At 69.7% G+C, this 23,000-nt stretch carries 16 protein-coding genes and 2 pseudogenes; 14 read left to right on the plus strand and 4 right to left on the minus strand.

The window, feature by feature from the left end:
- Positions 1–33: 33 nt before the first annotated feature.
- A complete protein-coding gene (locus ACFWPQ_RS47570) occupies positions 34–1,707 on the minus strand; it encodes a flavin-containing monooxygenase (RefSeq protein WP_384050229.1) in 1,674 nt (557 codons plus the stop codon).
- 276 nt (positions 1,708–1,983) lie between these two features.
- Here ACFWPQ_RS47570 and ACFWPQ_RS47575 point away from each other — a divergent pair, with 276 nt between their 5' ends.
- From ACFWPQ_RS47575 to ACFWPQ_RS47640, 14 genes are all read left to right on the plus strand, one after another.
- A complete protein-coding gene (locus tag ACFWPQ_RS47575) occupies positions 1,984–2,400 on the plus strand; it encodes a carboxymuconolactone decarboxylase family protein (protein WP_384050232.1) in 417 nt (138 codons plus the stop codon).
- Between the two features lie 61 nt (positions 2,401–2,461).
- Positions 2,462–3,202, plus strand: coding sequence for an SDR family NAD(P)-dependent oxidoreductase (locus ACFWPQ_RS47580; RefSeq protein WP_384050235.1), 741 nt, complete (start codon positions 2,462–2,464; stop codon positions 3,200–3,202).
- A gap of 238 nt (positions 3,203–3,440) precedes the next feature.
- Positions 3,441–4,631 (plus strand): NAD(P)/FAD-dependent oxidoreductase, encoded by a 1,191-nt coding sequence (locus ACFWPQ_RS47585; RefSeq protein WP_384050238.1) that lies wholly within the window; start codon positions 3,441–3,443, stop codon positions 4,629–4,631.
- 17 nt (positions 4,632–4,648) lie between these two features.
- On the plus strand, positions 4,649–4,843 hold the full coding sequence (locus tag ACFWPQ_RS47590) for a ferredoxin (protein WP_384050241.1): 195 nt from the start codon (positions 4,649–4,651) through the stop codon (positions 4,841–4,843).
- Positions 4,844–4,905: 62 nt separating this feature from the next.
- Positions 4,906–6,144 carry a cytochrome P450 gene (locus ACFWPQ_RS47595; protein WP_384050244.1) on the plus strand — a complete coding sequence of 413 codons (1,239 nt, stop codon included), beginning with the start codon at positions 4,906–4,908 and terminating at the stop codon, positions 6,142–6,144.
- A gap of 103 nt (positions 6,145–6,247) precedes the next feature.
- Positions 6,248–7,192, plus strand: a complete 945-nt coding sequence (locus ACFWPQ_RS47600; protein WP_384050247.1) for an SDR family NAD(P)-dependent oxidoreductase — start codon at positions 6,248–6,250, stop codon at positions 7,190–7,192.
- A gap of 354 nt (positions 7,193–7,546) precedes the next feature.
- Positions 7,547–9,010 (plus strand): MFS transporter, encoded by a 1,464-nt coding sequence (locus tag ACFWPQ_RS47605; RefSeq protein ID WP_384050249.1) that lies wholly within the window; start codon positions 7,547–7,549, stop codon positions 9,008–9,010.
- Positions 9,011–9,175: 165 nt separating this feature from the next.
- Positions 9,176–9,571, plus strand: coding sequence for a hypothetical protein (locus ACFWPQ_RS47610; protein ID WP_384050252.1), 396 nt, complete (start codon positions 9,176–9,178; stop codon positions 9,569–9,571).
- A gap of 87 nt (positions 9,572–9,658) precedes the next feature.
- Positions 9,659–10,483, plus strand: coding sequence for an SDR family oxidoreductase (locus ACFWPQ_RS47615; protein ID WP_384050255.1), 825 nt, complete (start codon positions 9,659–9,661; stop codon positions 10,481–10,483).
- Positions 10,484–10,825: 342 nt separating this feature from the next.
- Complete coding sequence (locus ACFWPQ_RS47620; RefSeq protein ID WP_384050257.1) at positions 10,826–12,505, plus strand: OB-fold domain-containing protein; 1,680 nt, start codon at positions 10,826–10,828, stop codon at positions 12,503–12,505.
- 190 nt (positions 12,506–12,695) lie between these two features.
- The gene (locus tag ACFWPQ_RS47625) at positions 12,696–13,235 is read left to right on the plus strand and encodes a DoxX family protein (protein WP_384050260.1); all 540 of its coding nucleotides are present in this window, start codon (positions 12,696–12,698) and stop codon (positions 13,233–13,235) included.
- Positions 13,235–13,366, plus strand: coding sequence for an NAD(P)-binding domain-containing protein (locus ACFWPQ_RS47630; protein ID WP_384050263.1), 132 nt, complete (start codon positions 13,235–13,237; stop codon positions 13,364–13,366). The genes ACFWPQ_RS47625 and ACFWPQ_RS47630 overlap by 1 nt, the downstream gene beginning before the upstream one ends.
- Positions 13,367–13,950: 584 nt before the next feature.
- Positions 13,951–15,558, plus strand: coding sequence for a hypothetical protein (locus ACFWPQ_RS47635; RefSeq protein WP_384050266.1), 1,608 nt, complete (start codon positions 13,951–13,953; stop codon positions 15,556–15,558).
- A 55-nt stretch (positions 15,559–15,613) separates the two neighbouring features.
- Positions 15,614–16,759: a hypothetical protein gene (locus ACFWPQ_RS47640; protein WP_384050269.1), complete on the plus strand. Its 1,146-nt coding sequence runs from the start codon at positions 15,614–15,616 to the stop codon at positions 16,757–16,759.
- Between the two features lie 325 nt (positions 16,760–17,084).
- Here the strand turns inward: ACFWPQ_RS47640 and ACFWPQ_RS47645 are convergent.
- The 3 genes and pseudogenes from ACFWPQ_RS47645 to ACFWPQ_RS47655 all read right to left on the minus strand — a co-directional run.
- Positions 17,085–18,584 (minus strand): annotated as a pseudogene (locus ACFWPQ_RS47645) (ISL3 family transposase); the annotation flags it as partial.
- Positions 18,585–18,749: 165 nt separating this feature from the next.
- Positions 18,750–21,575: an NACHT domain-containing protein gene (locus tag ACFWPQ_RS47650; protein ID WP_384050272.1), complete on the minus strand. Its 2,826-nt coding sequence runs from the start codon at positions 21,573–21,575 to the stop codon at positions 18,750–18,752.
- 650 nt (positions 21,576–22,225) lie between these two features.
- Positions 22,226–22,918 (minus strand): annotated as a pseudogene (locus ACFWPQ_RS47655) (transposase family protein).
- Positions 22,919–23,000 lie beyond the last annotated feature (82 nt).

Raw genomic sequence — 23,000 nt, forward strand, 5'->3', positions numbered from 1 at the left:
GTGACGGGACCGGCGGCACGGGCGCCGGTCCGTTCAGTCCTGCTTCCGGTCCGCCTTGGCGAAGGAGAACGCGGGGAAGTCGTTCTCGGCGGACTCGTTGATCAGTTCCTGGAGCTTCCACCGGCCGGTCGGGTTCAGCAGCTGCTTGATCGCCTTGCCGGGGATGTTCGCCCCGTAGAAGTAGCTGCTCTTGAGGAAGGAGGACTGGCCCTCGCTGTCGTTGACCAGGTTCGTCCACTCCTCCTCCGCGGCCGCGGTGACCTCGACGACGTCGTGGCCGCGGTCACGCGCCTGCACGAGCACGTCCATCACGTAGTCGACCTGGTCGCCGGAGTAGCGCGGGTTGTTGCCGAGCGCGCCGTGCGGTCCGCCGGGGAAGAAGAAGTTGGGGAAGCCGGCGGTCGCGACGCCCAGGTACGTCGACGGGCCGTCCGCCCAGTACTCCTTCAGCGGGAGCCCCGCACGGCCCTGCACGCCCAGTCGGTTGAGGGCGCCGGTACCGAAGTCGTAGCCGGTGGCCCAGATGATGATGTCGGCCTCGTGCACGCCCTCCGCGGTCTCGATGCCGGTCTCCGTGATGCGGATGATCGGCGTCTCGTTGATGTCGACCAGGTGGACGTTCGGCTTGTTGTACGCCTCGTAGTAGCCGGTGCCGAACGGGGGCCGCCGGCCGCCGTAGCCGTGCCCCTTGGGGATCAGCTTCTCGGCCGTCGCCGGGTCCTTGACGATGGAGCGGATCTTGGCGGCGATGAACGCGCAGAACTCCTCGTTGACCGTGGGGTTCGTGGTCATGTCGTAGTAGTGCTCGGAGAGCTTGGTGAAACCGGGGCTGTTCCACTTCTGCTCGTAGAACTCCTGCCGTTGCTCCGGGGTGTCCTCCAGGCCCGAGCGCATGGTGATCTGGTGCAGGAACCCGCTCACCGAGGTGTTCAGCGTGTCGCGGATGGACTCGAAGTTCGCCTTCAGATCCGCCTGCTCCTCGGGCGTGATCGGCCGGTTGTTCAGCGGTGTGAGCCAGTCGGCGACCTTCTGGTACACCGTGATGGAGGCCACCTCGTCGGCGATCGCGGGGACGATCTGCACCCCGCTGGAGCCGGTGCCGATCTGGGCGACCCGCTTGCCGGCGAAGTCCACCGGCGTCTTCGGCCACCGGCCGGTGTGGTGCTGCTCACCGCGGAAGTCCGCACGCCCGGGGATGTCCGGGATGAACGGCACCGACAGGATGCCGGTCGCCGCGACCACGAACCGCGCCCGGCGCTCCGTGCCGTCCTCCGTCCGGACGGCCCAGGTGCCCGACGGCTCGTCCCAGACGGCCGAGGTCACCTTGGTGCCGAAGGAGATGTGGCGGCGCAGGTCGAACCGGTCGACCACGTGGTTGAAGTACCGCTCGATCTCCGGCTGGCCGGCGAAGTGCTCCGACCACTCCCACTCCTCCCACAGCTCCTTGGAGAACAGGTAGCCGTAGGTGTAGCTCTCGGAGTCGAAGCGGGCCTGGGGGTAGCGGTTCCAGTACCAGGTGCCGCCCACACCGGTGCCGGCCTCGATCAGCTGCGCCGAGAAGCCTTCCTCGCGGGCCCGGTAGAGCTGGTAGATGCCGGTGACGCCGGCACCGATCACCAGTACGTCGAGAACGCCCTGGTCCGCGGGGTTCCGCTCCGATGCCTGCGCGAGGGACGCCGTCTCCGGTGCCTTCGTCGATTCGCTCATCTGCCCTCCAATGTGACAGGGGCCGCTGCTCCCGCGGGACGCCTTGAATGATGTTTCGACCAGTCGGTCGAATATTCAGGGTGAGCGTAGGCGAGCGGGTGGGCCCGATCAATGGTCGTGATGGTGCGGGTTTCGGGTTCCGGGGGTCCCGCCGCGCAGGGCGGGCGTGCCGCGCGGTGTGGACGGCCGGATCGGTGGGATGGATTGATTGTACCGACCGTTTGAATTAACTTTCGCTCAGGCGAACCGCACAATGTCGTGGCAGAGGAGTCGCACATGACGACCGAGGACGTCCAGGAACCCACCGTGGCGGGGTCCGGGACCACCGCCGATCTGCGAGCCGCCGGCTGGAAGGCCATGCGCGCGGCCCTGCCCGGGGTCTTCCCGGAGGGAGAGGTCGATCTCCGCGACGGCCGTCTCGGGGAGGAACTGGTCGACATCGGCCTGACCAGCGTCTGGGGTGCGATCTGGGGCCGCGAGGGACTCGCGCCCCGGGACCGCAGCCTGGTCACCCTCGGTCTGCTGATCGCGCTGGGCGCCGAGACCGAACTGAAGACACATGTCCGGATCGCGCTGACCAACGGACTGACCGAGGACGAGATCGCCGAGGTCATCTACCACTCCGCCGGCTACGCGGGTTTCCCCCGCGCGGTGGGGGCCCGCACCGCGGCGCGCGAGGCGCTGGGCGAGTAGCAGGGGCCGTACGGCACCCGCACCCGGCACACCGCACGCACCAGGCACACAAGGAGCACGCATGACACTGCAGGGAAAGGTCGCGGTCGTCACCGGCGGCGCCCGCGGGATAGGACGGGCGATCGCCGTCGTCCTCGCCTCGCGCGGCGCGGCGGTCGCCGTCTGGGATCTGAACGCCGAAGGCGCCGAGAAGACCGCCGCCGAGATCCAGGAGGCGGGCGGCACCGCGATCGCCGTGGCCGGCGACGCCGCCGACGCCACGGCCGTGGCCGCAGCGGCGGCCCGGACCCGCGAGGAACTGGGCGCCGTCACGATCCTCGTGAACAACGCCGGGATCACCGCCTACGTGCCCTTCACCGGCATCAGTGAGGCCGCCTGGGACCGCATGATCGGGATCAACCTCAAGGGGCCGTTCCTGGTCACCAGGGAACTGGTTCCGGACATGCTGGAGGCCGGCTGGGGACGGATCGTCAACATCTCGTCCTCCTCCGCGCAGACCGGCGCCCCCGCGATGGCCCACTACGCGGCCTCCAAGGGCGGCGTCATCGGCCTCACCCGGGCCCTCGCGATCGAGTACGCCGACAAGGGCATCACCGTCAACCACGTCCCGCCGGGCTTCATCGACACCCCGCTGGTGCGCGAGGGTCCCGTCGACGTCGAGGCGGCCGCGGCCACCATGCCGATGAAGCGGGCCGGGCAGCCCGAGGACGTCGCCTACGCGGTGGCCTACCTCGCCTCGGAGGAGGCCGGTTACGTGACCGGCCAGAGCCTCAGCGCCAACGGCGGGCGCTACCTCGTCTGAGCCCCACCGCCGCACGACCGGCACGTTCGCGGTGTTCCTCGGGCCTCGCGCGACGGGCGCTCCCCGTCGCGCGAGGCGTCCTCACGGAGACCGGGCCGCGTCCTTATGCGGACCGAATTGATTCTGTCGACCGGTCGGTCTATTTTTCAGAGACGGACACCGCACCAGAGACCCAAACGGAGTCACGCATGACGATCGACGGCATCACCAGGGGGAACACGACCGGCGAGGTGCTCGCATGACGGCCCCGGACCGCGTGCTGGTGGTGGGCGCCTCCGCGTCCGGACTGACCACCGCCGAGGCATTGCGGCGCAAGGGGTACACCGGCACCCTCACGGTGCTCGGCGACGAGCCGCACGCGCCGTACGACCGGCCCCCGCTGTCCAAGCAGGTCCTGGCCGGCGACTGGGAACCCGACCGGGCGGCACTGCGCACCGAGGACGTGCTGTCGGCACTGGACGCCGAGTTCGTGCTCGGTGACCCGGCCGTCGCGCTGGATCCGCCGACCCGGACCGTACGCACCGAGTCCGGCCGGGAGCTGTCCGCCGACGCCGTCGTGATCGCCACCGGTGTGCGCGCACGGCGGCTGCCCGGCCAGGACGCGCTCACCGGCGTGCACGTGCTGCGCACCCTCGACGACGCACTCGCCCTGCGTAAGGAGCTCCAGGCCGGCCGGCGCCTTGTGGTCGTCGGCGAAGGCGTCCTCGGCTCCGAGATCGCGGCCACCGCGTGCAAGCTGGGCCTGGACGTCACCCTGACCGGCCCCCTCGACGCCCCGATGGCCCTGCAGGTGGGCCCCCTGGTCTCCGGCGTCCTGGCCGGCCTGCACACCGAACGCGGCGTCCGGCTGCGCCTGGGCAACGGCGTCACCGGGCTCACCGACGACGGCGCGGGCCGGGTGGCGGGCGTACGGCTCGGCAGCGGCGAGACGCTGCCCGCCGACGTGGTCGTCGTCGCCATCGGCGCCGTCCCGGCGACGGACTGGCTCGCGGACAGCGGGCTGCGGCTGGACAACGGCGTGGTCTGCGACACCCGTTGCCGGGCCGCGGACGGCGTCTACGCCGCCGGCGACGTGGCCCGCTGGCACCACGAGTCGCTCGGCCGCCCGGTCCGCCTGGAGAACCGTACGAACGCCACCGAACAGGCCATGGCGGTCGCCGCGGCGATCCTCGGCGAGGACCGGCCGTACGCGCCGATCCCGTACTTCTGGACGGACCAGTTCGACGCCAAGCTCCAGGTGCACGGCTTCCTGCCGCCCGAGGCCGAAGTGGACGTCGTCGAGGGCGACCTGACGGCCCGTCGCTTCGTCGCCCGCTACCGCCTGGACGGCGTCGTCACCGGCGTCCTCGGCTGGAACATGCCCAAGCAGGCCCGGGTGCGCCGACAGGAGATCGTCGACGCCTTCCGGACCCCCACCCCCACCCCCTGAACGATCTGGAGAGAACCATGAAGGTCGTCGTCGACGAGGAGAAGTGCGTCGCCGCCGGACAGTGCGTGGCCGCCGCCATGGACGTGTTCGACCAGCGCGAGGACGACGGCATCGTCGTCGTCCTCAACGAGAACCCGCCCGCGGAACTGGCGGACGACGTCCGCAACGCGGCCGCGGTGTGCCCGGCGCTGGCCATCCGCATCGAGGAATAGGCGACACCCCCGCCCCACCCGAGCCCGCTCCTTCCCCCCACCCCATCACCGTAGGAGAACCCATGGCCGAGGCAGAGGCCCGAACCGCCCCCGACGAGCAGGTCTACCACTACCAGGACGACCGGGACGCCAAGTGCCCCTTCGCCCCGCCCCCCGGGCTGCGCGCCCTGAACGAGACGGGCCCGGTGAGCCGGGGGCAGATCTGGGACGGCAGCACCCCCTGGCTCGTCACCGGACACGCGGCGCAGCGCCGGATCCTGTCCGACCCCCGGGTCAGCTCGGACGACAAGCAGGCCGGGTTCCCCTACCCGAACCGGGCCATGGCGGAGACCGCGCACCTGCACCCGCTCACGATCTTCAACGCGGACGGCGCCGACCACACCCGGATCCGCCGCATGATGACGCGGCCCTTCACCCGTCCCCGGATGGAGGCGCTGCGCCCGGAGATCCAGCGCATCACCGACGACCTCATCGACAAGATGCTCGCGGGCCCCAAGCCGGTGGACCTGGTCCACGCGCTGTCCCTCCCGCTGCCCTCACTGATGATCTGCGCGCTGCTCGGAGTGCCGTACGACGACCACGAGTTCTTCCACGAGCACGCCTCCTTCGCCACCCGCAGCGACAAGACCACCGAGGAGCAGAACCACGCCAACCAGGCGCTGGGCGGCTACCTGGCGGCACTCCTCCAGAAGAAGATGGCGGAGCCCGGCGAGGACGTGCTCTCGGACTTCGCCGCGCGCATCAACGACGGCGACCTCACCCTTCCCGAGGCGACCCTCCTCGCCATGATCCTGCTCATCGCCGGTCATGAGACCAGCGCGACCATGATCACGGTCGGTACGGCACTCCTCATGGACAACCCCGAGCAGCTGGCCAGGCTGCGCGAGATCGAGGACACCAAGGACGCGGCACCCGCCGTCGAGGAACTCCTGCGCTACCTGACCGTCGCCCAGTTCGGACAGCGCCGGATCGCCGCCGAGGACTTCGAGTTCGAGGGCGCCGAGATCAAGGCCGGCGACGGCATCGTCGTCCCGCTGCCCGCCGGCAACTGGGACCCGCAGGCGTTCCCCGACCCGGAGAAACTCGACCTCGCCCGCGACTCCCGGCACCACCACGCCTTCGGCTGGGGCATCCACCAGTGCCTGGGCCAGCAACTCGCGCGCATCGAGCTGCAGGTCGTCTACGGCACTCTCTACCGGCGCATCCCGACCCTGCGCCTCGCGGTCGACCGGGACGACCTCGCATTCCGGCCGTCCGACGCGCTCGCCTTCGGCATCGGCGAGCTGCCCGTCACCTGGTAGCCGGGGCTTTCCGAAGGCCCGGCACCATCCGCCGGTCCCGCCCGCCCGGACGGGACCGGCCTGCCGCATCCCGCACGCAACCGCCGCACAACAGGAGTCAGGCATGAGCAAGTTGAGCTTCGAAGGACGCGTCGCCGTGGTCACCGGCGCGGGTCGTGGCATCGGCCGGGCCCATGCCCGCCTCCTGGCGGCGCGCGGGGCGAAGGTCGTCGTCAACGACCTGGGCGGCTCCATGGAGGGCGACGGCTCGGACGCCGGTCCCGCGCAGAAGGCCGTCGACGGGATCACCGCGGCGGGCGGCGAGGCCGTCGCCGACACCCACGACGTCTCCACGCCGGCCGGTGGCCAGGCCGTCGTCGACACCGCGATCGAGCATTTCGGCCGCATCGACATCCTCGTCAACAACGCCGGGATCATCCGGTACGCGGGCCTGCCCGACATCGACGCGGAGAACCTGGAGCGCCACCTCGCCGTGCACCTCGTCGGCTCGTTCAACACGATGCGCGCAGCCTGGCCGCACTTCGTGGAGCAGCAGTACGGCCGGGTCGTCCTGACCACCTCCAGCGGCATGTTCGGCATGGACAACAACCTGTCGTACGCGGCCGCCAAGGCGGGCACGGTCGGCATGGCCCGCAGCGCGAAGCTGGCGGGGGAGCCGCACAACATCAAGGTCAACCTGATCGCGCCGGCCGCCATGACCCGGATGGGCGGGGGCCCCGAGGAGGAGCCCGCCGAGGCCGCCCCGGGCATGCCGTACATGCCGTCCGACGCCGTCGCGCCCATGGTCGCCTACCTCGCGCACGAGAGCTGCCCGGTCAACGGAGAGACCTACACGGCCGGTGCGGGACGCTTCGCGCGCCTGTTCCTCGCCTCCACCGAGGGCTACGCCCACGAGGGCGGCGCCGCCTCGATCGAGGACGTGGCCGCGAACTGGGAGGCCATCAACGACGAGAAGGGCTACTACGTCCCCTCCGACCTGATGGCGTGGTCGGGGGCCTTCCTCAAGCACCAGCTCGGGCAGCTCGGCACGGGGGCCGCGTCGTCGTGACCCGTACTGCCGAGATCTGACGCCGCGCCTTCTCTGCCCGCGTCTTCCCCGTACTTTCCGTGCCGCGCGAATTGTGACATTCGCGCGGCCTTTTTCTGTTGGCGTGGAAGTGGCCGTCCTCGTCGGAAATTCTCCTGTCCGGAGGATTGATTGTACCGACCGTTAGGTCTACGTTACGTGCGAAGCCGGGCCCGCTCCGCATCCCGCGCTTCGCACGGGCCGACGAGATACGTCGGCGTTCCGGATCGGCCGGCTCACCGCTGTGCCCGTCCGATCTCCCCTCCGGCAAGGCGCATCAGGCCGTGTCTGTCCACGGCGGCTTCCCGCGCCCCCGACCGTCCACGGAAGGCCCCCATGTCCCAGACGCAGACCGTTCCGCCGCAGGCGGACGACAGATCCCGCTCCACCACACGCAACGTCCTCGTCGTCGTCGCGCTGTTGTGGACGGTCCAGCTGGTGTCGCTCGTCGCCGCGCTGTCCGGCATCGCCCAGGCCGACGTCGCGATCCACTTCCGGACCACCCAGATCGCCTGGTTCACCCTGATGACCCTGCTGACAGGGACCTTCTTCCTGCCCTTCATGGTCAAGGGCGCCGCCCTGTTCGGGAAGAAGCGCGTCCTGCTCGTCGCCACCGGGCTGGGCTTCGCCGGCGACCTGGTCGCCGCCGTCGCCACCGACTACCGCACCCTGCTGATCGGACGCGGCCTCGCGGGCGTCTACGCGGCCACGATGCCGATCGGATACGCCATCACCCGCGACATCTTCCCGCGCCGCTGGGTCGGCATCGCCAGCGGCATCCTCGCCGGCGGCGTCGGCCTGGTCGCCTTCGGCGGCCCCTTCCTGGCCGGCTGGCTGCTGGACGACTACGGCTTCCGCGGGGTGCTGTGGTTCATGGCCGTCAGCACCGCCGTCAGCTTCGTGATGGTCGCCGTCCTCGTCCCGGAGAGCCCGGTCCGGCAGGAGACCGGCCGCATGGACTGGACCGGCGGACTCCTCCTCGGCGCCGGGGTCACCGCGCTCGTGTACGCGGTCGGAGAGGGCGCCGACTGGGGCTGGGGCAGCGGGAAGTTCATCGGCTACGTCGCGGGCGCGGTGGCCGCGCTCATCGCCTTCCTGATCGTCGAGCGCCGCGTGGCCGAGCCGCTCTTCCCGCCGTCCATGACGCGCCGTCGGCCCGTGTGGACCGTGCTGCTGGCCACGTCCGTGGCGGCCGGCTCGCTCAGCGCCGTCGGCGTGGTCATCCAGCTGTTGGTGCTGATGCCGAACATCCCGCACGTCTCCGAGGGCCTCGGCTGGTCCGGCACCCACAACGCCATCGTCACCAGCCCGATCAGCGCGATGATCATCGTGGCGGCCGTGGGCACCGGCTGGGCCGCCCGCCGTGTGGACGCCCGGATCCTGCTGGCCGTCGGCTCCGCGCTCACCGTCATCGGCTACGGCATCGGCACGCACCTGCACCACAACGGCCCCCAGATCGTGGGCATGGGCGTGATCGCGGGCTTCGGCACCGGCATGGTCGTCGCCGTCGTCCCCATCATGATCATCGAGGTGGTCACGCCGGCCGAACAGGCCCTGGCCAACGGCGCTCAGACCCTCGCCCAGGGCGTCGCCCAGATCATCGTCTCCCAGCTGGCCTTCGTCGTCATGGCGCAGCACGGAATGGTCCTCAAGGGCACCCAGTTCTACCTCGACGAGGGCTTCACCAACGGGCTCTGGCTGGTCGTCGGATGCTGTGCCCTCGGGACGCTGCTGGTCGCGCTCGTGCCCAGGAGCAGGCAGCTCGGCGAGGCTGAGACCCCGGTTCCGCAGACGGTCTGACACACAGGGTGGAGCGGGCTACACCCAGGGTCCGGGAGCCCGCTCCATCGTCGCGTCGGGCGGCAGACGGGATCGTGGTCGGCAGAGATCGAGAGCACCGAACTCTCGTACCGAGGAATTCCGGCGGCGGTCGCGAGCGCACCGCCGTCAGAAGGGACCGACCCCATGGCCGTCGACCGACGCCGCCGCTTCACCGTCCTCGCCACCGCCGCAGCCGCCGCCACCCTGACCGCCGCCCTCGCCACCGGGTGCGACCCCGACGACTCACTGGACTGCCTCACCAACGCCGACTCGATCGCCGACAGCATCACGGCCATCAACCGGGCGGGCGCCGACGCCATCGAGGACCCGACGCGGACCGAGGACTCCGTCACCACCATCGAGAAGAACCTGGACAAGATCAACGACCAGACGGACGACGGCAAGGTCGACAAGGCGGTCGACGACCTCAACAAGGCGATCAAGGACTACAACAAGGCCATCCTGAACGGCGACACCCATCCCGACTCCAGCAGGATCGACGCGGCGGCCGACAGGCTGAAGACCGTCTGCACGCCGTGACCCCGTGTCCGGGCTCCGCCGCGGCCCGCAGGCCTCCACTCGCGAGACACTCGTGCTGTGACGAGTGTCTCTAGTGAGGAGTGGCGCATGACCACGGTAGGTATTGCCACCGGTGCCGGTCGCGGGACGGGGCAGGCATGCGCGATCCGCCTGGCCGACATGGTGGACGTGCTGTTGCTCGTCGACCGGGACGAAGCCGCCGTGGCCGCGTTCGCGAAGGACCTGTCGGGCCACGGCAGGCGGGCCGCAGCCGAGCCGTTCGTGGGGGACGCGGCCGATCACGACGACGTGGCCCGGCTGGCCGGCCGGGTCGCCGAACTGGGCACGCTCCGGGCCGTCGCACACGCCGAGAACGTGGCTCCGGAGGAGGCCGACTGGCGCGGGATGCTCCGGACGGACTTCGTCGCGACCGCGCAGCTCGCCGAGGCACTGCGCCCGCTGGCCACCGCCGGGACGGCCTTCGTCTACCTGGCCTCGGTGTCCCCCCTGATCGCTCACGTCGAACCCGACCCGGCGGTCGCGGCCGTCCTCGACGACCCGCTGCAGGAGGACTTCCTGGACCGGGTCCGCGACGCGGTGGGCCCCGCCATCGAGGACCCCGCCTGGGCGTACCCGTGGGCCACGTACGGCGTGCACCGCTTCGTCCGTGCCGAAGCGGTGCGGCTCGGACCGGTGGGCGCCCGCGTGTGCTCACTGTCGCCCGGCGCGATCGACACCCCGCAGACGCGCTTCGAGATGGCCCGGCACGCGTCGGTACGGCAACTCGTCGAGCGCACGCCGCTGGGCCGAACCGGCCGCAACGAGGAGGTCGCCGCCGTCGCCGCGTTCCTGCTGTCGGACGAGGCGAGCTTCGTGACCGGCGTGGACATCGTCGTCGACGGAGGGCTGTGCGCGTCCGTGGCGGACGACTGACACCGGGAAGCCGGGAGTGCGCGACCGCAGGTCCGTGAGGGCTGGTCGCGCAGCTCCACGCGCAGGGCGCAGGAGTCCCTGCCCTCGGTACGGCTCTCCCGGCGTCCCGGTGAGCGGGACCGGCCCGGCCAGGAACGGGAAACCCTGCTGGACTCGGTGGCTGTCCCGGGCGACGGCCCACCGCGACCCCGACGACACGGTGCGCTACGCGGCCATCGCCATCATCCGGGGCATGCGCCACCTCCCGGCGGCCCGCACCCGGGGTGAGCGGCCCGGCCCCTCGCTCGACGAGGCGCGGGCGACGCTTCGGAAGGCCCGCGACGAGTGGAAGGAAGCCAAGGAGTGCCCGCACCCGCCGATTCCACCGCATCCCCGGGACGTCCCCTGCCCCTGGTCACGGAACTGAACGCGTTCTTCTGGACCGCGGGGGCGGACGGCAGGCTGCGCATCCAGGAGTGCACTTCCTGCGCATCCCTGATCCATCCGCCCCAGCCCGTCTGCCGGTACTGCCACGGACAGCGGATGGGCGTCCGAGTCGTCTCCGGCCGTGCGACCCTCATCGGCTTCACCGTCAGCCACCGATTCACCCTCCCCGGCCTGCCGTCGCCGTACGTCGTCGCCCAGGTCGCGCTCGACGAGGACCCCCGGATCCGGCTCACCACCAACGCCGTCGAGTGCGACCCCGGCGAACTCACCCTCGGCATACGCATGGAGGCCGTCTTCGAGCAGGCCGGCGAGATCTGGCTGCCGCTGTTCCGGCCGGCCGCGGAGCAGGGGGAGGCCGCGCCGCCGCCACTGGCCGACGAGGACGAACAGCACTCGGCAATACGCCGGGTACGGCCCATGCGTACCACGGAGAAGTTCGAGGACAGGGTCGCCCTCACCGGCATCGGTGCCTCCCGGCTCGGCCGCCGCCTGCTGGTCCCCCCGCTCTCCCTCACCGTCCAGGCCTGCCAGGCCGCGGTCGCCGACGCCGGTCTCACCCTGGACGACATCGACGGCCTGTCCAGCTATCCCGGGGCCGGCGCCCACGGCGGCTTCGCCGAAGGCGGCACCACCGCACTGGAGTCGGCCCTCGGCATCTGTCCCACCTGGTACAACGGCGGCAGCGAGACCTTCGGCCCCGGCGGCTCGCTCATCGCGGCGATGCTCGCGGTGGCCGGCGGCCTGGCCCGCCACGTGCTCTGCTTCCGCACGGTATGGGAGTCCAGCCACGCCGAGCTGGTCAGACAGGGCAGGATCCCGCTGCCCGGCAGCGCGGACGCCGGCTGGCTGGGGCCGTTCGGCGCCACCTCCGCCGCCCACACCCTCGCCCAGAACGCCCAGCGCCACATGCACCGGTACGGCACCACCCGCGAGACCCTCGGCTGGATCGCCCTCAACCAGCGCGCCAACGCCGCCCTGAACCCCACCGCGATCTACCGCGATCCGATGACGATGGACGACTACCTCCAGGCCCGCCCCATCACCACCCCCTTCGGCCTCTACGACTGCGACGTCCCCTGCGACGGAGCCGTGGCCGTCGTCGTCTCCGCCGTCGACACCACCCGCGACCTCGCCCGACCGCCCGTTCTCGTCGAGGCCGTCGGCACCCAGATCACCGAACGCATCGAATGGGACCAGAGCACCCTCACCCACGAACCCCAGACCATCGGCCAGTCCGCCCACCTGTGGACCCGCACCTCCCTGCGCCCCGCGGACGTCGACGTGGCCGAGCTCTACGACGGCTTCACCTTCAACTGCCTCTCCTGGATCGAGGCGCTCGGTTTCTGCGGCATCGGCGAGGCCAAGGACTTCCTGGACGGCGGGAAGAACATCGCCCGCGACGGCACGCTGCCCCTCAACACCCATGGCGGCCAGCTCTCCCACGGCCGCACCCACGGCATGGGCCTCGTCCACGAGGCGATCGTCCAGCTGCGCGGCGACGGCGGCGCCCGCCAGGTGCCCGGGGCCCGGGTCGCCGTGGTCAGCACCGGCGGACTCGCGCCCAGCGGAGTCCTTCTCCTCAGGACGGAGACGTGACGGACAGCCCGCCCCGCCACCCCCGTTCGGTGGGCTCCCACCGCCACGGCGACGAGGAACTGCGCCGGGCACACCCCGGGTCCCGGTCGCTCGGCCGGCGCCTGTCACCCGAACGTGCCGTCGTTTGCCGAGGAGCGTGGGGTGAGCCGGGAGACCGGCCTCGCCGCGCGTCACGACATGGGAGAGCGGAATGAACCAAGCCGATGCCGTCGCACTGCTGCTGCGCCTGGTACTGGGAATCGTCATGATCGCGCACGGAATCAACCACTGGCGCGGTGGCGGCCGTATCGCGGGCACCGCCCGCTGGTTCACCGGCCTGGGCCTGACCCACGCAACCCTCCAGGCCTGGCTGAGCGTTGTCACCGAAGTGGGTGCCGGGGTGCTGCTGCTGGCCGGCCTGCTGACCCCGCTGGCCTGCGCGGGGGTGATTTCGGTGATGCTGGTCGCGGGCTTCCTCGCTCACCGCTGCAACGGTTTCTTCGTCTTCGCGGAGGGCTACGAGTACGTCCTCACGCTCGCCGTCGTGTCCCTGGCGCTGGCCGCGCTGGGACCGGGCAGCGCATCCCTGGACGACATGGCCGGCTTCGACGTGGACGGCTGGACGGGCGCGGGCCTCGCACTCGGCGTGGCCGTGTCGGCGACCGCCGGCCTGCTCGCCACGTTCTGGCGCCCCCGGCCCGCTCCGGCACCGGTGCCCGTACCTGAACCCCTTGACCAGGAGGCCGGTTGATGCGTGTCGGGTTCATCGGCCTGGGCAGCCAGGCCGCGCCGATGGCCCGTCGGATCGTCGACGCGGGCTACGAGACGGCCCTGTGGGCCCGCCGTCCGGCCCCCCTGCCCCCTTCGCGGGCACCCGGGTGAAGCGTGGCGTTTCGCCCGCCGACCTGGCCGCAGCCAGCGACCTGGTGTGCGTCTGTGTCCGCCCCGCTCATCGGCCGACCGACGGCTCACGGTTTTCGTGACGCACCGAACCGTTGGACACGCACCGACGGGTGATCAGGACGGCCCGCTGGCGGACTGCCCGGACAGCGACCCTCGGCCGGGTTCAGCTCCGCGCGTAGGACGGCAGCTGGAAGATGCGTAACCAGTCCTGGTGCGCCCCGGCGAAGTCCGCCAGGCCGCCACCTCCCCTGACGTCGTCTTCTTTGGTGGCGCTACTCTTCGCCGGCGCAGGTTCGAACACGGTCGGCAATCCGATCGCCACCGTACTTCAGGAGCTGAACGTCTCCATGTGCACAAACGGGCCGGAGGGCCATCACTAGCCACGTACGCAGTCGGCCACGGCTACGGATGCGTCATGGCCTCGGGCGATGCAGACTTGTTCATGGAGTGCGAGGCACTCAAGCCCCTCCTGACACACCGCTCAAACCTCGCTGGACAGATGCGGGCGACGAAAGGTCGAGTCAGTGGACGGCATACGAGAGCATCGTCGGGCAACCGCCTGGTTGCAGAAAGCTCGCACCGCCGAGACCAGCGGCTCCCCGCCTGGAATCACACGCCCCACCAGCCGCGCGGTCCTGGCCGCCCTGGGCGACGCGGATGTCGACGACCGGGAAGCACCGAGGCTATACCGCTTCGTGGTGGGCGTCGACCAGCACGCCCGTCCTCTGGCCGCCCAGGAGTTGGCGGAGCTGGGGGATCCGATGGCCGAGTTGTTCTTCCGCAAGGGAACCTTCCCGTTGACGGTGCAGGATCTCCTCGCCGGGCTGCCCGAGCCGGCGACGAAAGCGAACCAGTCCGTGTATCTGATCGGCGAGGCCGGGCAGATCCCGCTCGGCTCCGCCTCCGAGCTGCCGCGTGCCATGCGGTTCGCCGTCGCTTGCGCCGCCACCGGCCGGGACGTGGACCTGCTGGTGAGCACGGGGGCAAACGAGGATCCGGCGGCGACGTTCCTACAGGTTGCCGCCTGGGATCCGGCCGCGAAGGTCTTCAACTACTACATGCGGATCAGCCCCATGTGGGTGTGGGCAGGCAACTCGTGGTCCGCGCTCACCCCCGGCTCCCGCGGCCACGGCTGCTTCGACAGCCACATCAACGGCAGCGTCGTGATGAAGGAGCTGAAAGCACCCTGGAGCAACTGGCAGTCCCAGGCGGCGAAGGTTCGCCTGGCCCCCGACGACCCCTTCCGTTTCGCCCCGTTGTATCAGCAGGTCGTCGGCGCCGAAAATCTCGAGCTGACCGTCCGTGCTCTGATCAGCCGTTGGACCGCCGCCCGCCTGGCAGCCGTCACACAGGACGGCACCGTGGAGCATCCCGAGCAGCTGATGCGCCATCTGTTCACCACGACTGCCGTGAACCTGGCCAGTACAGCGACACAGAGTACGACGATCACCCCCTCCAGCGGTGACCTGCTGCTGCCCCCGAGCTTCTGGCTGAACAGCGACGCGCTCCTGAGTGATCTCGAACTGCCCGTCACGGCCGCCCTTCCTCCCATGGCCCCTGCCGCCCACTACGTTGAGAGCCTTGCAACCTTCGACTTCTCCCTGAAGGAGAAGAGCAGCGGCTTCTCCCAGCCGGGCGACACCTTCTTCGCTTTCGTCGTACCGGAGCCGGCCTGCGAGGACAACGACGTGGTACGGCAGATGGTGGAACAGGGCCTGATCACAGCCAAGTTCGCCGCTTGCGCGTTCATGGCCGATTTCACCAACCCGGTCTTCAGCCCAGACCGGGAGCAGTTGATGAACTATGTCCCGACCACGCCGACCGCCGTGACCGAGCTACAGGAACACATCGCACAGGCGATCCTGGAAGCCGCCCCGAGTCTGCCGCCCAGCAGCCCTGAACGCCGTTTCGCCGCCGACTGGGTCCTCGCCGACGACACCTGGCCCAAGGTCTTCGCTCAGCGGATCGACGACTACCTCGTTCACATCGGCCAACGAATCAGGGAGTCCGCCGGCTTCGACGACTACGTCCGGCTGGCAGAGTCCCGCCGCCGCGACTTCAAGGCCATGCGGCTCAACGAGTTCGAGCTGACGCTGCCGACCACCAACATCCCCGCCAGCGCCCCGCGGCTCAGGATGAACGACGACGGCACGGTCGCGCCCACCCCCTGACAGCCGCCATCCGCGGCTCATCCGCCCCGGCCACCTCTCAGCGAAGGAGTGCCCCATGAGCCTGCTCGCCTCCTACGGCCCGCCCGGACACCTCGACGATCTCGACGAGACCGGCCTGAAGGCCTGGAACATGTTCATCAGCGACCGGGTCGACAACTCGATCACGGGCCCCAATCCCCACGAGGTGCTCAACGACAGCCCTCGCAGCCAGTTCTACAACCTCACCAAGACCGACACAGCGGCCGACGCCCAGGAGGCCATCGTCACCTGGACGGCCTTCCCCCGTCTGGTCAAGATCCAGTCTCTCGCCGACGCCCAGCGGTGGAAGCGGGCCGACGCCAGCCGGGACGTCCAGGACGAGTACTGCGAGTGGAGCGTCACCCGCAATGCCGCCGGGAAGATCACCAAGGTCATGTTCACCTGCGAGGGCCCCGAGTACTGGCATCTGCTCGCCCAGTTGAACCCCGCCAAGGTTCTTGAGCTCTACCGGAGGCACATCAACCCGAACGTCCAGCACAACCACCTCTTCGGAGCCACCGGCACCTACAACCCCCGTAACCGGTGGAACGACTCCACGACGGACGGCGCCATGCATCTGATCCAGCCCAACAACACCCTGGGCGCCGAGATCGAACTTGCGGCCGCAGCCACCATCGTGCGGGTCATCGACGGCAACGAGCTGAGCACCGAGCAGGAACTCATCCACTGCAGCAAGTACGGCGAGCCCGAGCGCAACAGCGACCCGCACATCGGCGGAGCCGTGAACGACCTGGCCCGACAGAAGGCGGACGTCTCCCTCGCCGACCCGGTCGGTCTCTACTTCGACAAACTGGCCACGGACGGCTGGGCCACCCCGGACGGCTCCGATCCCAAGGACTACTGGATCAGGCAGCGCGGCGACGAGACCCACCCTGTGCGGTTCGTCTACGAGGTACCCCAGGACAAGGGCTTCACTGTGGGTGACATCAAGATCAACGGGAAGCCCGTCCAGTTCGGCGCGCAGATCGCTGACTTCATCACCATCAAACTGACAGGCGTGGCCTGCCGATTCGGACAGAGCACCACGCAGCCCAAGACCGCCTGCGTGCAGGTGGCCCCCGCGCCCGTCGAGCCGGCAGCGGTCGCACAAAACCTCAGCGCGGCATCGGTCCCTGGCTACCGGGCCGCTCCACTCGCTACTTCCTGGACCCGCCGCCGCTGAGCCGCCGAAGCACTGCAAACGCTCCATTGAGCGAACGGCAGGACCGTCTTTGGACAGCATTCACCGGCGATGATCTCCTCGTCCTGGTAGCGTCGACATCCAAGCGGCAACTCACAACAACCATCCGCAGAAGCGGTGGTTGCCTCCCCGGGCCACGCCCCGCGCGCCGACGGCCTGCAGGGCTTCCTCCAGCCAGCCCCGGCCGCGCTCGCTCCCGCCGGGGAGGCGGGCCCCGCGAGCGACCAGGCGCCGCTCGACACCGCGGGGGACTGTAAGACGTTCGGCTCTGTCCCGTAATCGGTGGTAACGAAGGGTGACGTCTGTGCAGGAGGATGCGGTGCCGAAGGAGGTCGAAGCCCGCGCGGCCGTGCATCTGCCTCGTGATCCGTTTAGTGCGGGTGTTGACGCCTTCGGTTCGGCCGTTGTGGTTCGGGAGGGTGAGGCCGGCATCGACGGCTGCGCGGTCGAGCTCGAGGCCGTTGGTGAAGCCGTGGAGGTAGGGCAGTTGGGCCGTGCGGATACTCGCGATCCACGCGGTGAGTTTCTTGCCGTTGCCCGGGGCGGGTGTTAGGAACCGTGCGAACTCGCGGATCAGTGAGGCCAGTTGGGTCATTTCCGGGCAGGTCGCGGTGAGCTCGGCGAGGAGGGCTGTGTCCTTCTCGCGGAGGTGGTCAGGGTGGGTAAGCATGAGGCGGGCCAGCAATCGCGGGGTGGTGACGGGTCGGTCGCCTTCGGCCCGGCCCTGGGTGATGTAGCGGTAGAGGAGGTTGAAGCTGCCGGTGTAGCCCTGTTCCTGGATCTCCCGGAACAACTGCTTCACAGGGACGGCGGGGTCGACTGCCCGGCGTTCGCGCAGGTGGTCGCGGTAGGGGTCGACCAGTGTGGGCCGGTAGCGCGGTGCCCGGCGCAGGGCCTCGGATTCGCGGGTGCGCGCGTAGCGCTTGACAGTGTTCAGGGACAGGTTCAGGCGGCGGGCGCACTCAAGCAGGCCGACGCCCTTGCCGAGGAGGTCGTGGATCTGGTGCCAGCGTTCGCGGGTGGTCTGCTCGTGGACCCCGGCCGGGCGGTGTGGGTTCGCGGTGGCCCAGCAGGCGCTGTGGGAGCGGACCTCGGCCAGGGTTTTCTCGCACAGGTTCTTCCACAGGTGCCAGCGGTCACTGACCTGCACCGCTTCGGGGAGGGCGCGGCGCACGGCCTCGCCGTAGGCACCGGAGCCATCCCGGCAGACGACCTCGACGCCAGGGTGCTCGCGCAGCCACCGCTCCAGGGCGTCGGCGCCGCGGCCCGGAAGTACGTCGATGCGTTCGCCGGTTTCGGCATCGATCAGGACGGTCGCGTAGCGGTGGCGGCGTTTGAGCGCGAAGTCGTCGACGCCAAGGACACGTGGCACCCGCACCACGGGCAAGGGCAGGCGGGCCAAGAGCCTGAGGGCGGTCGAGCGGGATATCGCCGCAGCCAGGACACGGGAGAGGCGGGCGCCCGCCCGGCCCGCTAACTCCTTCACCACCTGACCGAGCTGGTCGGCGAGGCGGCGTGTGCGCCGCTGATAGCGCTCGATCAGCCCTGGGACCTGTTCACGGAACGTCTGCCGCGGGCAGCCCAGGACCGGGCAGACCAGGCGCCGGACCTGCACCGACACCACAACCCGCCTGCCGTCCGCCGGCACGTCCGCGATCGTACGTCGGTGGACACCGTGCACCCGACCTGTCGGCTGCACGCACCCCGGGCACGGCACCGGCTCGTCCTGGGTTCGGGCCGACACTCGGATGACCTCGCCGTCGTCCGCGACATCCTCGATGACCAGCGACGCGAGCCCAGAAAACACCACGTCCACAAGCTCGTTGACATCTCGCATGCAACGTCAACGACAACCGTCACCCTTCGTTACCACCGATTACGGGACAGAGCCACTCGTTTGACAGTCCCCGGAGCGGCTCACGAGGAGGGGTTTTTCTGGGGACGGCCCTGTATCTGGTGGCGGTGACTCTGGTCATTGCGGTGGGGATGGTTCCAGCGCGGTGGAAGCTGCAAGTTGTTCCTGCAGGCGTGCGTGGCGGAATTCGTATGTGGCACCGGCCTGTCGGAGTACTCCTCGCTGGTGGGCTTCTTCGAGGAAGGCCATGAGGCGCCAGGGGAGCCGGCCGGTGGCGCACAGCCACAGCCGGGTGATGAGGAACCAGCCCCAGGCGCTAAGGAAGACAGCGAGTGGACCGGCGAGTACCCAGGGGACAAAGGTGCTTGTGATGAAGGCTTCTTTCAACATGTGAATGGCCGGGAGTAAGCGCGCCAGGGTGCTGGCGGCGATGCCGATCGCGAAGAGCGTGACGCCGCGGGTGATGACGGTAGCTCTGTCGGTGCGCAGACTTGCCTGGGGGCTGGCGGCTTGTGCGGTGTCGGCAGGGGAGACCAGCCACGCGTGGACACCGGCGGCAAGCCCGGCGACCAGTCCCAGGGCCAGACCGATGGTCAGACCCCACTCCATCATGCCGATGAAAAGGGTGCTGGGCGGGGCCGCGAATAGCCACGAGAGTGACTGGTACGGCTGGTGGCGCCAGAAGCTGCCGTCTTCCACGTAGGTGCCGTTGGGGAGTTGCACCTCCAGGCGGTAGTACCCGACGGTACGCACGCGCAGTTGGATGGGGCCGTGGAAGGCGGTACAGCGTGCGCCAGGCGGGCAGGGCCAGAGCGTGGCTTGGGCGCTTGATGCGGCAGAAAGGGCCCACCAAGCGCCGTCGGGGTCCTGTCTGACGACGCCGTCGACCGCGTCGGGTGACTGGAGGTATCGGTCGCCGTTGCGGCGCAGGCCCTCGATCCATCCTCCGGAGGTGGTCGCGTATCGGGTACCGTCGGCCAGGCGGCGGACGTGTCCCTGGGGGAAGTCGTCACGCAGGGCGGCGCGTACGGCCAGTGGAGCGGCGACAGAGATTCCGTAGACTGCTCCGAACGACAGCCCGGTCAGCAGCCCGACGACGAGCCCCTGCCACAGCAGGCGACGCAGACCTCTGCGAAGAACCTGCCGCGTCGATCCAGCCGGAATGGTCTGGGCGGTGCCTTCTGGTCTGTTACGCAGACCAAACGAGATCAACCCGGCGCTAACCACTGCGACCACCACGCCCTGCCAGCGGTAGTGATAGCCGAATGTGACGAGGTAGGTTGAGGCTGCGGCCAGCAGTACGATCGCGGTCGAGGTGGCCAGTCGCCACCTGCCGGGCGGCGCGTACAGCGGCAGTGGTTCGCCGAGGATCCCCAGCACGGCCAGAGCGGCGGCAGCGGCCACACCCCAGCCGACGTTTCCAGCAGCATCGAAGAGCCATTTCGCGACGCCGGGACCGCGCAGCGGCTCGGCGTACCAACTTGTGCTGAAGCCAAAGCTGTACATCATTCCTGCGAGCGCGGTGATGCCAGCGAGGAGCGCCGCTGCGCGCGGTACCTGGCGGGGAGCGAGGATGTGTCCGGCAGTTGATGCCTGGCGGCCGTGCGAGAGAACCAGGTACCCCAGGCACACTCCTGCGGCGAAGGAACCCAGGGTGGAGGGCCCCCGGCTTGTCTGCACCCATGCCCAGGCGGTGATGATGGCCAGGCCACTCAGCAGGAGGATGGGCCCCAGTCTGCGTAGCGGCCAGGGCAGTTCGTGGCGGAGCTGCCACCAGGCCAGTTGCCGGGTGGTCTGTCGCTGCATGTGGCCGGCGAGGTAGCGGAGCCAGCGGTAGGCCTGTTCGGTGTGGGGGCTATCGGCGAAGGCTGCCGGGACGTATGCCTCGAGCAGGTGCTGTTCGAGTATGGCCGGGTCGGCGAACTGGTCCTGCAGCAGTTCGGCTGGGTCGTTGCCGGTTTCGTTGTAGTCGGCGCGGGCCATGCCCACCATCAAAGGGGTGCTGAGTGCCTGGCGCAGGGCCTGGGAGACGGGCGTGTGCGGGTGTGCGCGCAGGTGTGCGAGGACGGGGTCCCAGAGGGTAATCCGCTGCCCGCCCGGCCCCCGTACCGGCCGGGCGGTCCTTGTGAGGTAGGCGCTCGCTGCTTCGAACGTGAGGGGCCGCAGTTCGACGACGGCGGCCGAGGTCAGCACGTCTCCGGTCTCGACCGCCTTCGTGTACGCCGTGGTGCGGCAGGTCAGCAACACCGGCTGCTCCGGATCCAGTTCGGCGTTCAGATGGCGCAGAGCCGTGCCCCACGCCGACTCGGGCATTTCGTCCAGACCGTCGAGAACGGGCAGCACGAGCCCAGCCGCCAGCAGCCTGCCGGACCAGGGAGCTCCCGGGTAGGTGGCGCGAAGGTGGGCGGCCATCCAGTCCCGCAGACGCTCACGTTCTGGCTGCCACGAGGACAGAGGGAAGACCACCGGCACCGGGTCACCGGACGCTCGGTGTGCAAGCCGCTCCAGGAGGAAACCGACGGCAAGAACCGTCTTGCCGCTGCCTGGCTCACCCAGCACCACGAGCCTGCGCGATGACACCGCGTCAAAAGCCGACGCGATGCCCTCAATCCCCTCACCCGGCACCGCTGGCGGATCCCCGCCTTCTGTGGCATCGGCCAGCCACACCTCAGCCCTCGACCACTTCACCTGGAACGGGTACGGATCCTGCAGCCGGCGCAGCCGCCACTCCGCCAGCCACTGCTCCTGCACCGCGGCCGCGAGCCGCCCGGCCAGCCGCTCCAGCGTTCCGGCATCCTCGGCTGCCTCCGCAGCCGCTGCACTGTCGCGCCAGAGACTGACGGCCAGGCCGGTGACTGTCGCTCCCAGGCTGATAATGGCGGTCAGGGTCCCTACATCGCCCAGCTTGCGCGCGCGCAGCGCCACGATCAGCAGGCCAACCATGACCGCTACTGCTCCGAACCAGATGCCATGTCGCCGCCACCGCATTACACGGAGGATAGAGTATGGTCACTCTCTGTGAATGAAGCGCGCCGGTGGCGGCGTGGCGACCGCGAGGCGCGATCGTGCGAACTCACCGAACAACGCCGCTACCCGATAACGGTGAGGACGATGGCGCTGGCCGTGCTGGCGTCCCGGGGCCATGGCTGGCATCTCGGTGTTCGCTCCGCCTACCAGTCCACGGCGCTGCTCAGCCCGCGGCAGCAGCAGTCCGGCCGACCGTACAATCGGGTCGACCGAACCTGGTAGACCACGCCGTGCAGTGGGCAGCACAGTGTCCACGGCGACGGGGCGGAATCGGGTGGCGGTTTCTCGCCACGCTGTCGCAGAACGGGTGCCGGGTCAGGCAGGGACCGAAGGGGCCGTGTCCGCCGGATCCGGCACGGATAGAGACCTCGGTCGCGAGCTTGAGCATTGTGCCAGCGTAAACCAGCACGATCTGATGCGTTGCGCTTTCGACGCCCAGGCCAGGGCTCTGGCCATCTTCCATGAGAAGCTCGACCGCAGACACGAAGCCCGGGCTCTGGTCAATTTCGGTCGCCTGTTCTGCATAAACCGGCAACTCCCGGAGGCGGGTCAGGCACTGAGCTGTTTCAGCGCTGCCGCTCCAGTGTGAGGATGGCCGCAGAGATTGACGACATTCGATTCGAGCTGCACCGGGACCTTCGGAAGATCCGCCATGACTTCAGTTGTGCGACGCTGCGCTCGACCGGCGCCCGTGCTGCGGACAGCGCGCGGTTGACGGTTTGCTGGGTTGGCGTGAAGTCTCGGTTCGGTGGGCGCCTGAGGGGTGTCGTCAGCCAGGGGCCGGCTCCCATGTAGGCGCGGTCGGCGAGGACCGGGATGCCCTGGCGCTCGCAGATCCGGATGATGCGGTGGGCGCGGGCCGCAGTGAGGTCGTGCGCGCGGCCGGGCAGCGTTGGCGAGATCCACAGCAGCCGCCCGACCGGGTCGGTCACCACCTGCACGTTTACTCCGTGTCGGCGGTGCTGGTGGGAGAAGTCTGCCCGGCTGTCGCCGACCCGGTCGCACTCCGCCAGGGTGCCGTCGAGCAGGACGTAGTCCGGATCTGCCTCGCGCAGGGCACGCAGCAGGCCGGGGGCGCGGTCGGCGAGCAGGTCGACGACGGCTGTCGTGTAGGCGTGAGCGGTACCGACGGAGATACCGAAGCCGGCCGCGAGCTGGGCGAGGATGCCGTGCCGGCGTAGGTACACCAGGCCGACCAGGGCACGTTAGTGCGGCGGGAGCTTGCAGTGGCGGTCACCCTCGCGGGTGGCGATGAGCATGGTGACTCACTCGACCAAGGCGTGGGGCAGGTCGAGTGCGGCAGAATACGGAACCAACGCGGCGCCTGTGCCTGTGGGTTGA

This window comes from Streptomyces sp. NPDC058464, from assembly GCF_042721035.1.
Classification (GTDB): Bacteria; Actinomycetota; Actinomycetes; order Streptomycetales; family Streptomycetaceae; genus Streptomyces.

Bases quoted from the DNA above. Each gene is read 5' to 3' on its own strand.
- ACFWPQ_RS47590 (WP_384050241.1), top strand. From the start codon at position 4,649: ATGAAGGTCGTCGTCGACGAGGAGAAGTGCGTCGCCGCCGGACAGTGC.
- ACFWPQ_RS47575 (WP_384050232.1), top strand. From the start codon at position 1,984: ATGACGACCGAGGACGTCCAGGAACCCACCGTGGCGGGGTCCGGGACC.
- ACFWPQ_RS47630 (WP_384050263.1), top strand. From the start codon at position 13,235: ATGCGTGTCGGGTTCATCGGCCTGGGCAGCCAGGCCGCGCCGATGGCC.
- ACFWPQ_RS47585 (WP_384050238.1), top strand. From the start codon at position 3,441: ATGACGGCCCCGGACCGCGTGCTGGTGGTGGGCGCCTCCGCGTCCGGA.
- ACFWPQ_RS47570 (WP_384050229.1), bottom strand. From the start codon at position 1,707: ATGAGCGAATCGACGAAGGCACCGGAGACGGCGTCCCTCGCGCAGGCA.
- ACFWPQ_RS47580 (WP_384050235.1), top strand. From the start codon at position 2,462: ATGACACTGCAGGGAAAGGTCGCGGTCGTCACCGGCGGCGCCCGCGGG.
- ACFWPQ_RS47595 (WP_384050244.1), top strand. From the start codon at position 4,906: ATGGCCGAGGCAGAGGCCCGAACCGCCCCCGACGAGCAGGTCTACCAC.
- ACFWPQ_RS47650 (WP_384050272.1), bottom strand. From the start codon at position 21,575: ATGGTTGGCCTGCTGATCGTGGCGCTGCGCGCGCGCAAGCTGGGCGAT.
- ACFWPQ_RS47610 (WP_384050252.1), top strand. From the start codon at position 9,176: ATGGCCGTCGACCGACGCCGCCGCTTCACCGTCCTCGCCACCGCCGCA.
- ACFWPQ_RS47615 (WP_384050255.1), top strand. From the start codon at position 9,659: ATGACCACGGTAGGTATTGCCACCGGTGCCGGTCGCGGGACGGGGCAG.
- ACFWPQ_RS47600 (WP_384050247.1), top strand. From the start codon at position 6,248: ATGAGCAAGTTGAGCTTCGAAGGACGCGTCGCCGTGGTCACCGGCGCG.
- ACFWPQ_RS47625 (WP_384050260.1), top strand. From the start codon at position 12,696: ATGAACCAAGCCGATGCCGTCGCACTGCTGCTGCGCCTGGTACTGGGA.
- ACFWPQ_RS47640 (WP_384050269.1), top strand. From the start codon at position 15,614: ATGAGCCTGCTCGCCTCCTACGGCCCGCCCGGACACCTCGACGATCTC.
- ACFWPQ_RS47605 (WP_384050249.1), top strand. From the start codon at position 7,547: ATGTCCCAGACGCAGACCGTTCCGCCGCAGGCGGACGACAGATCCCGC.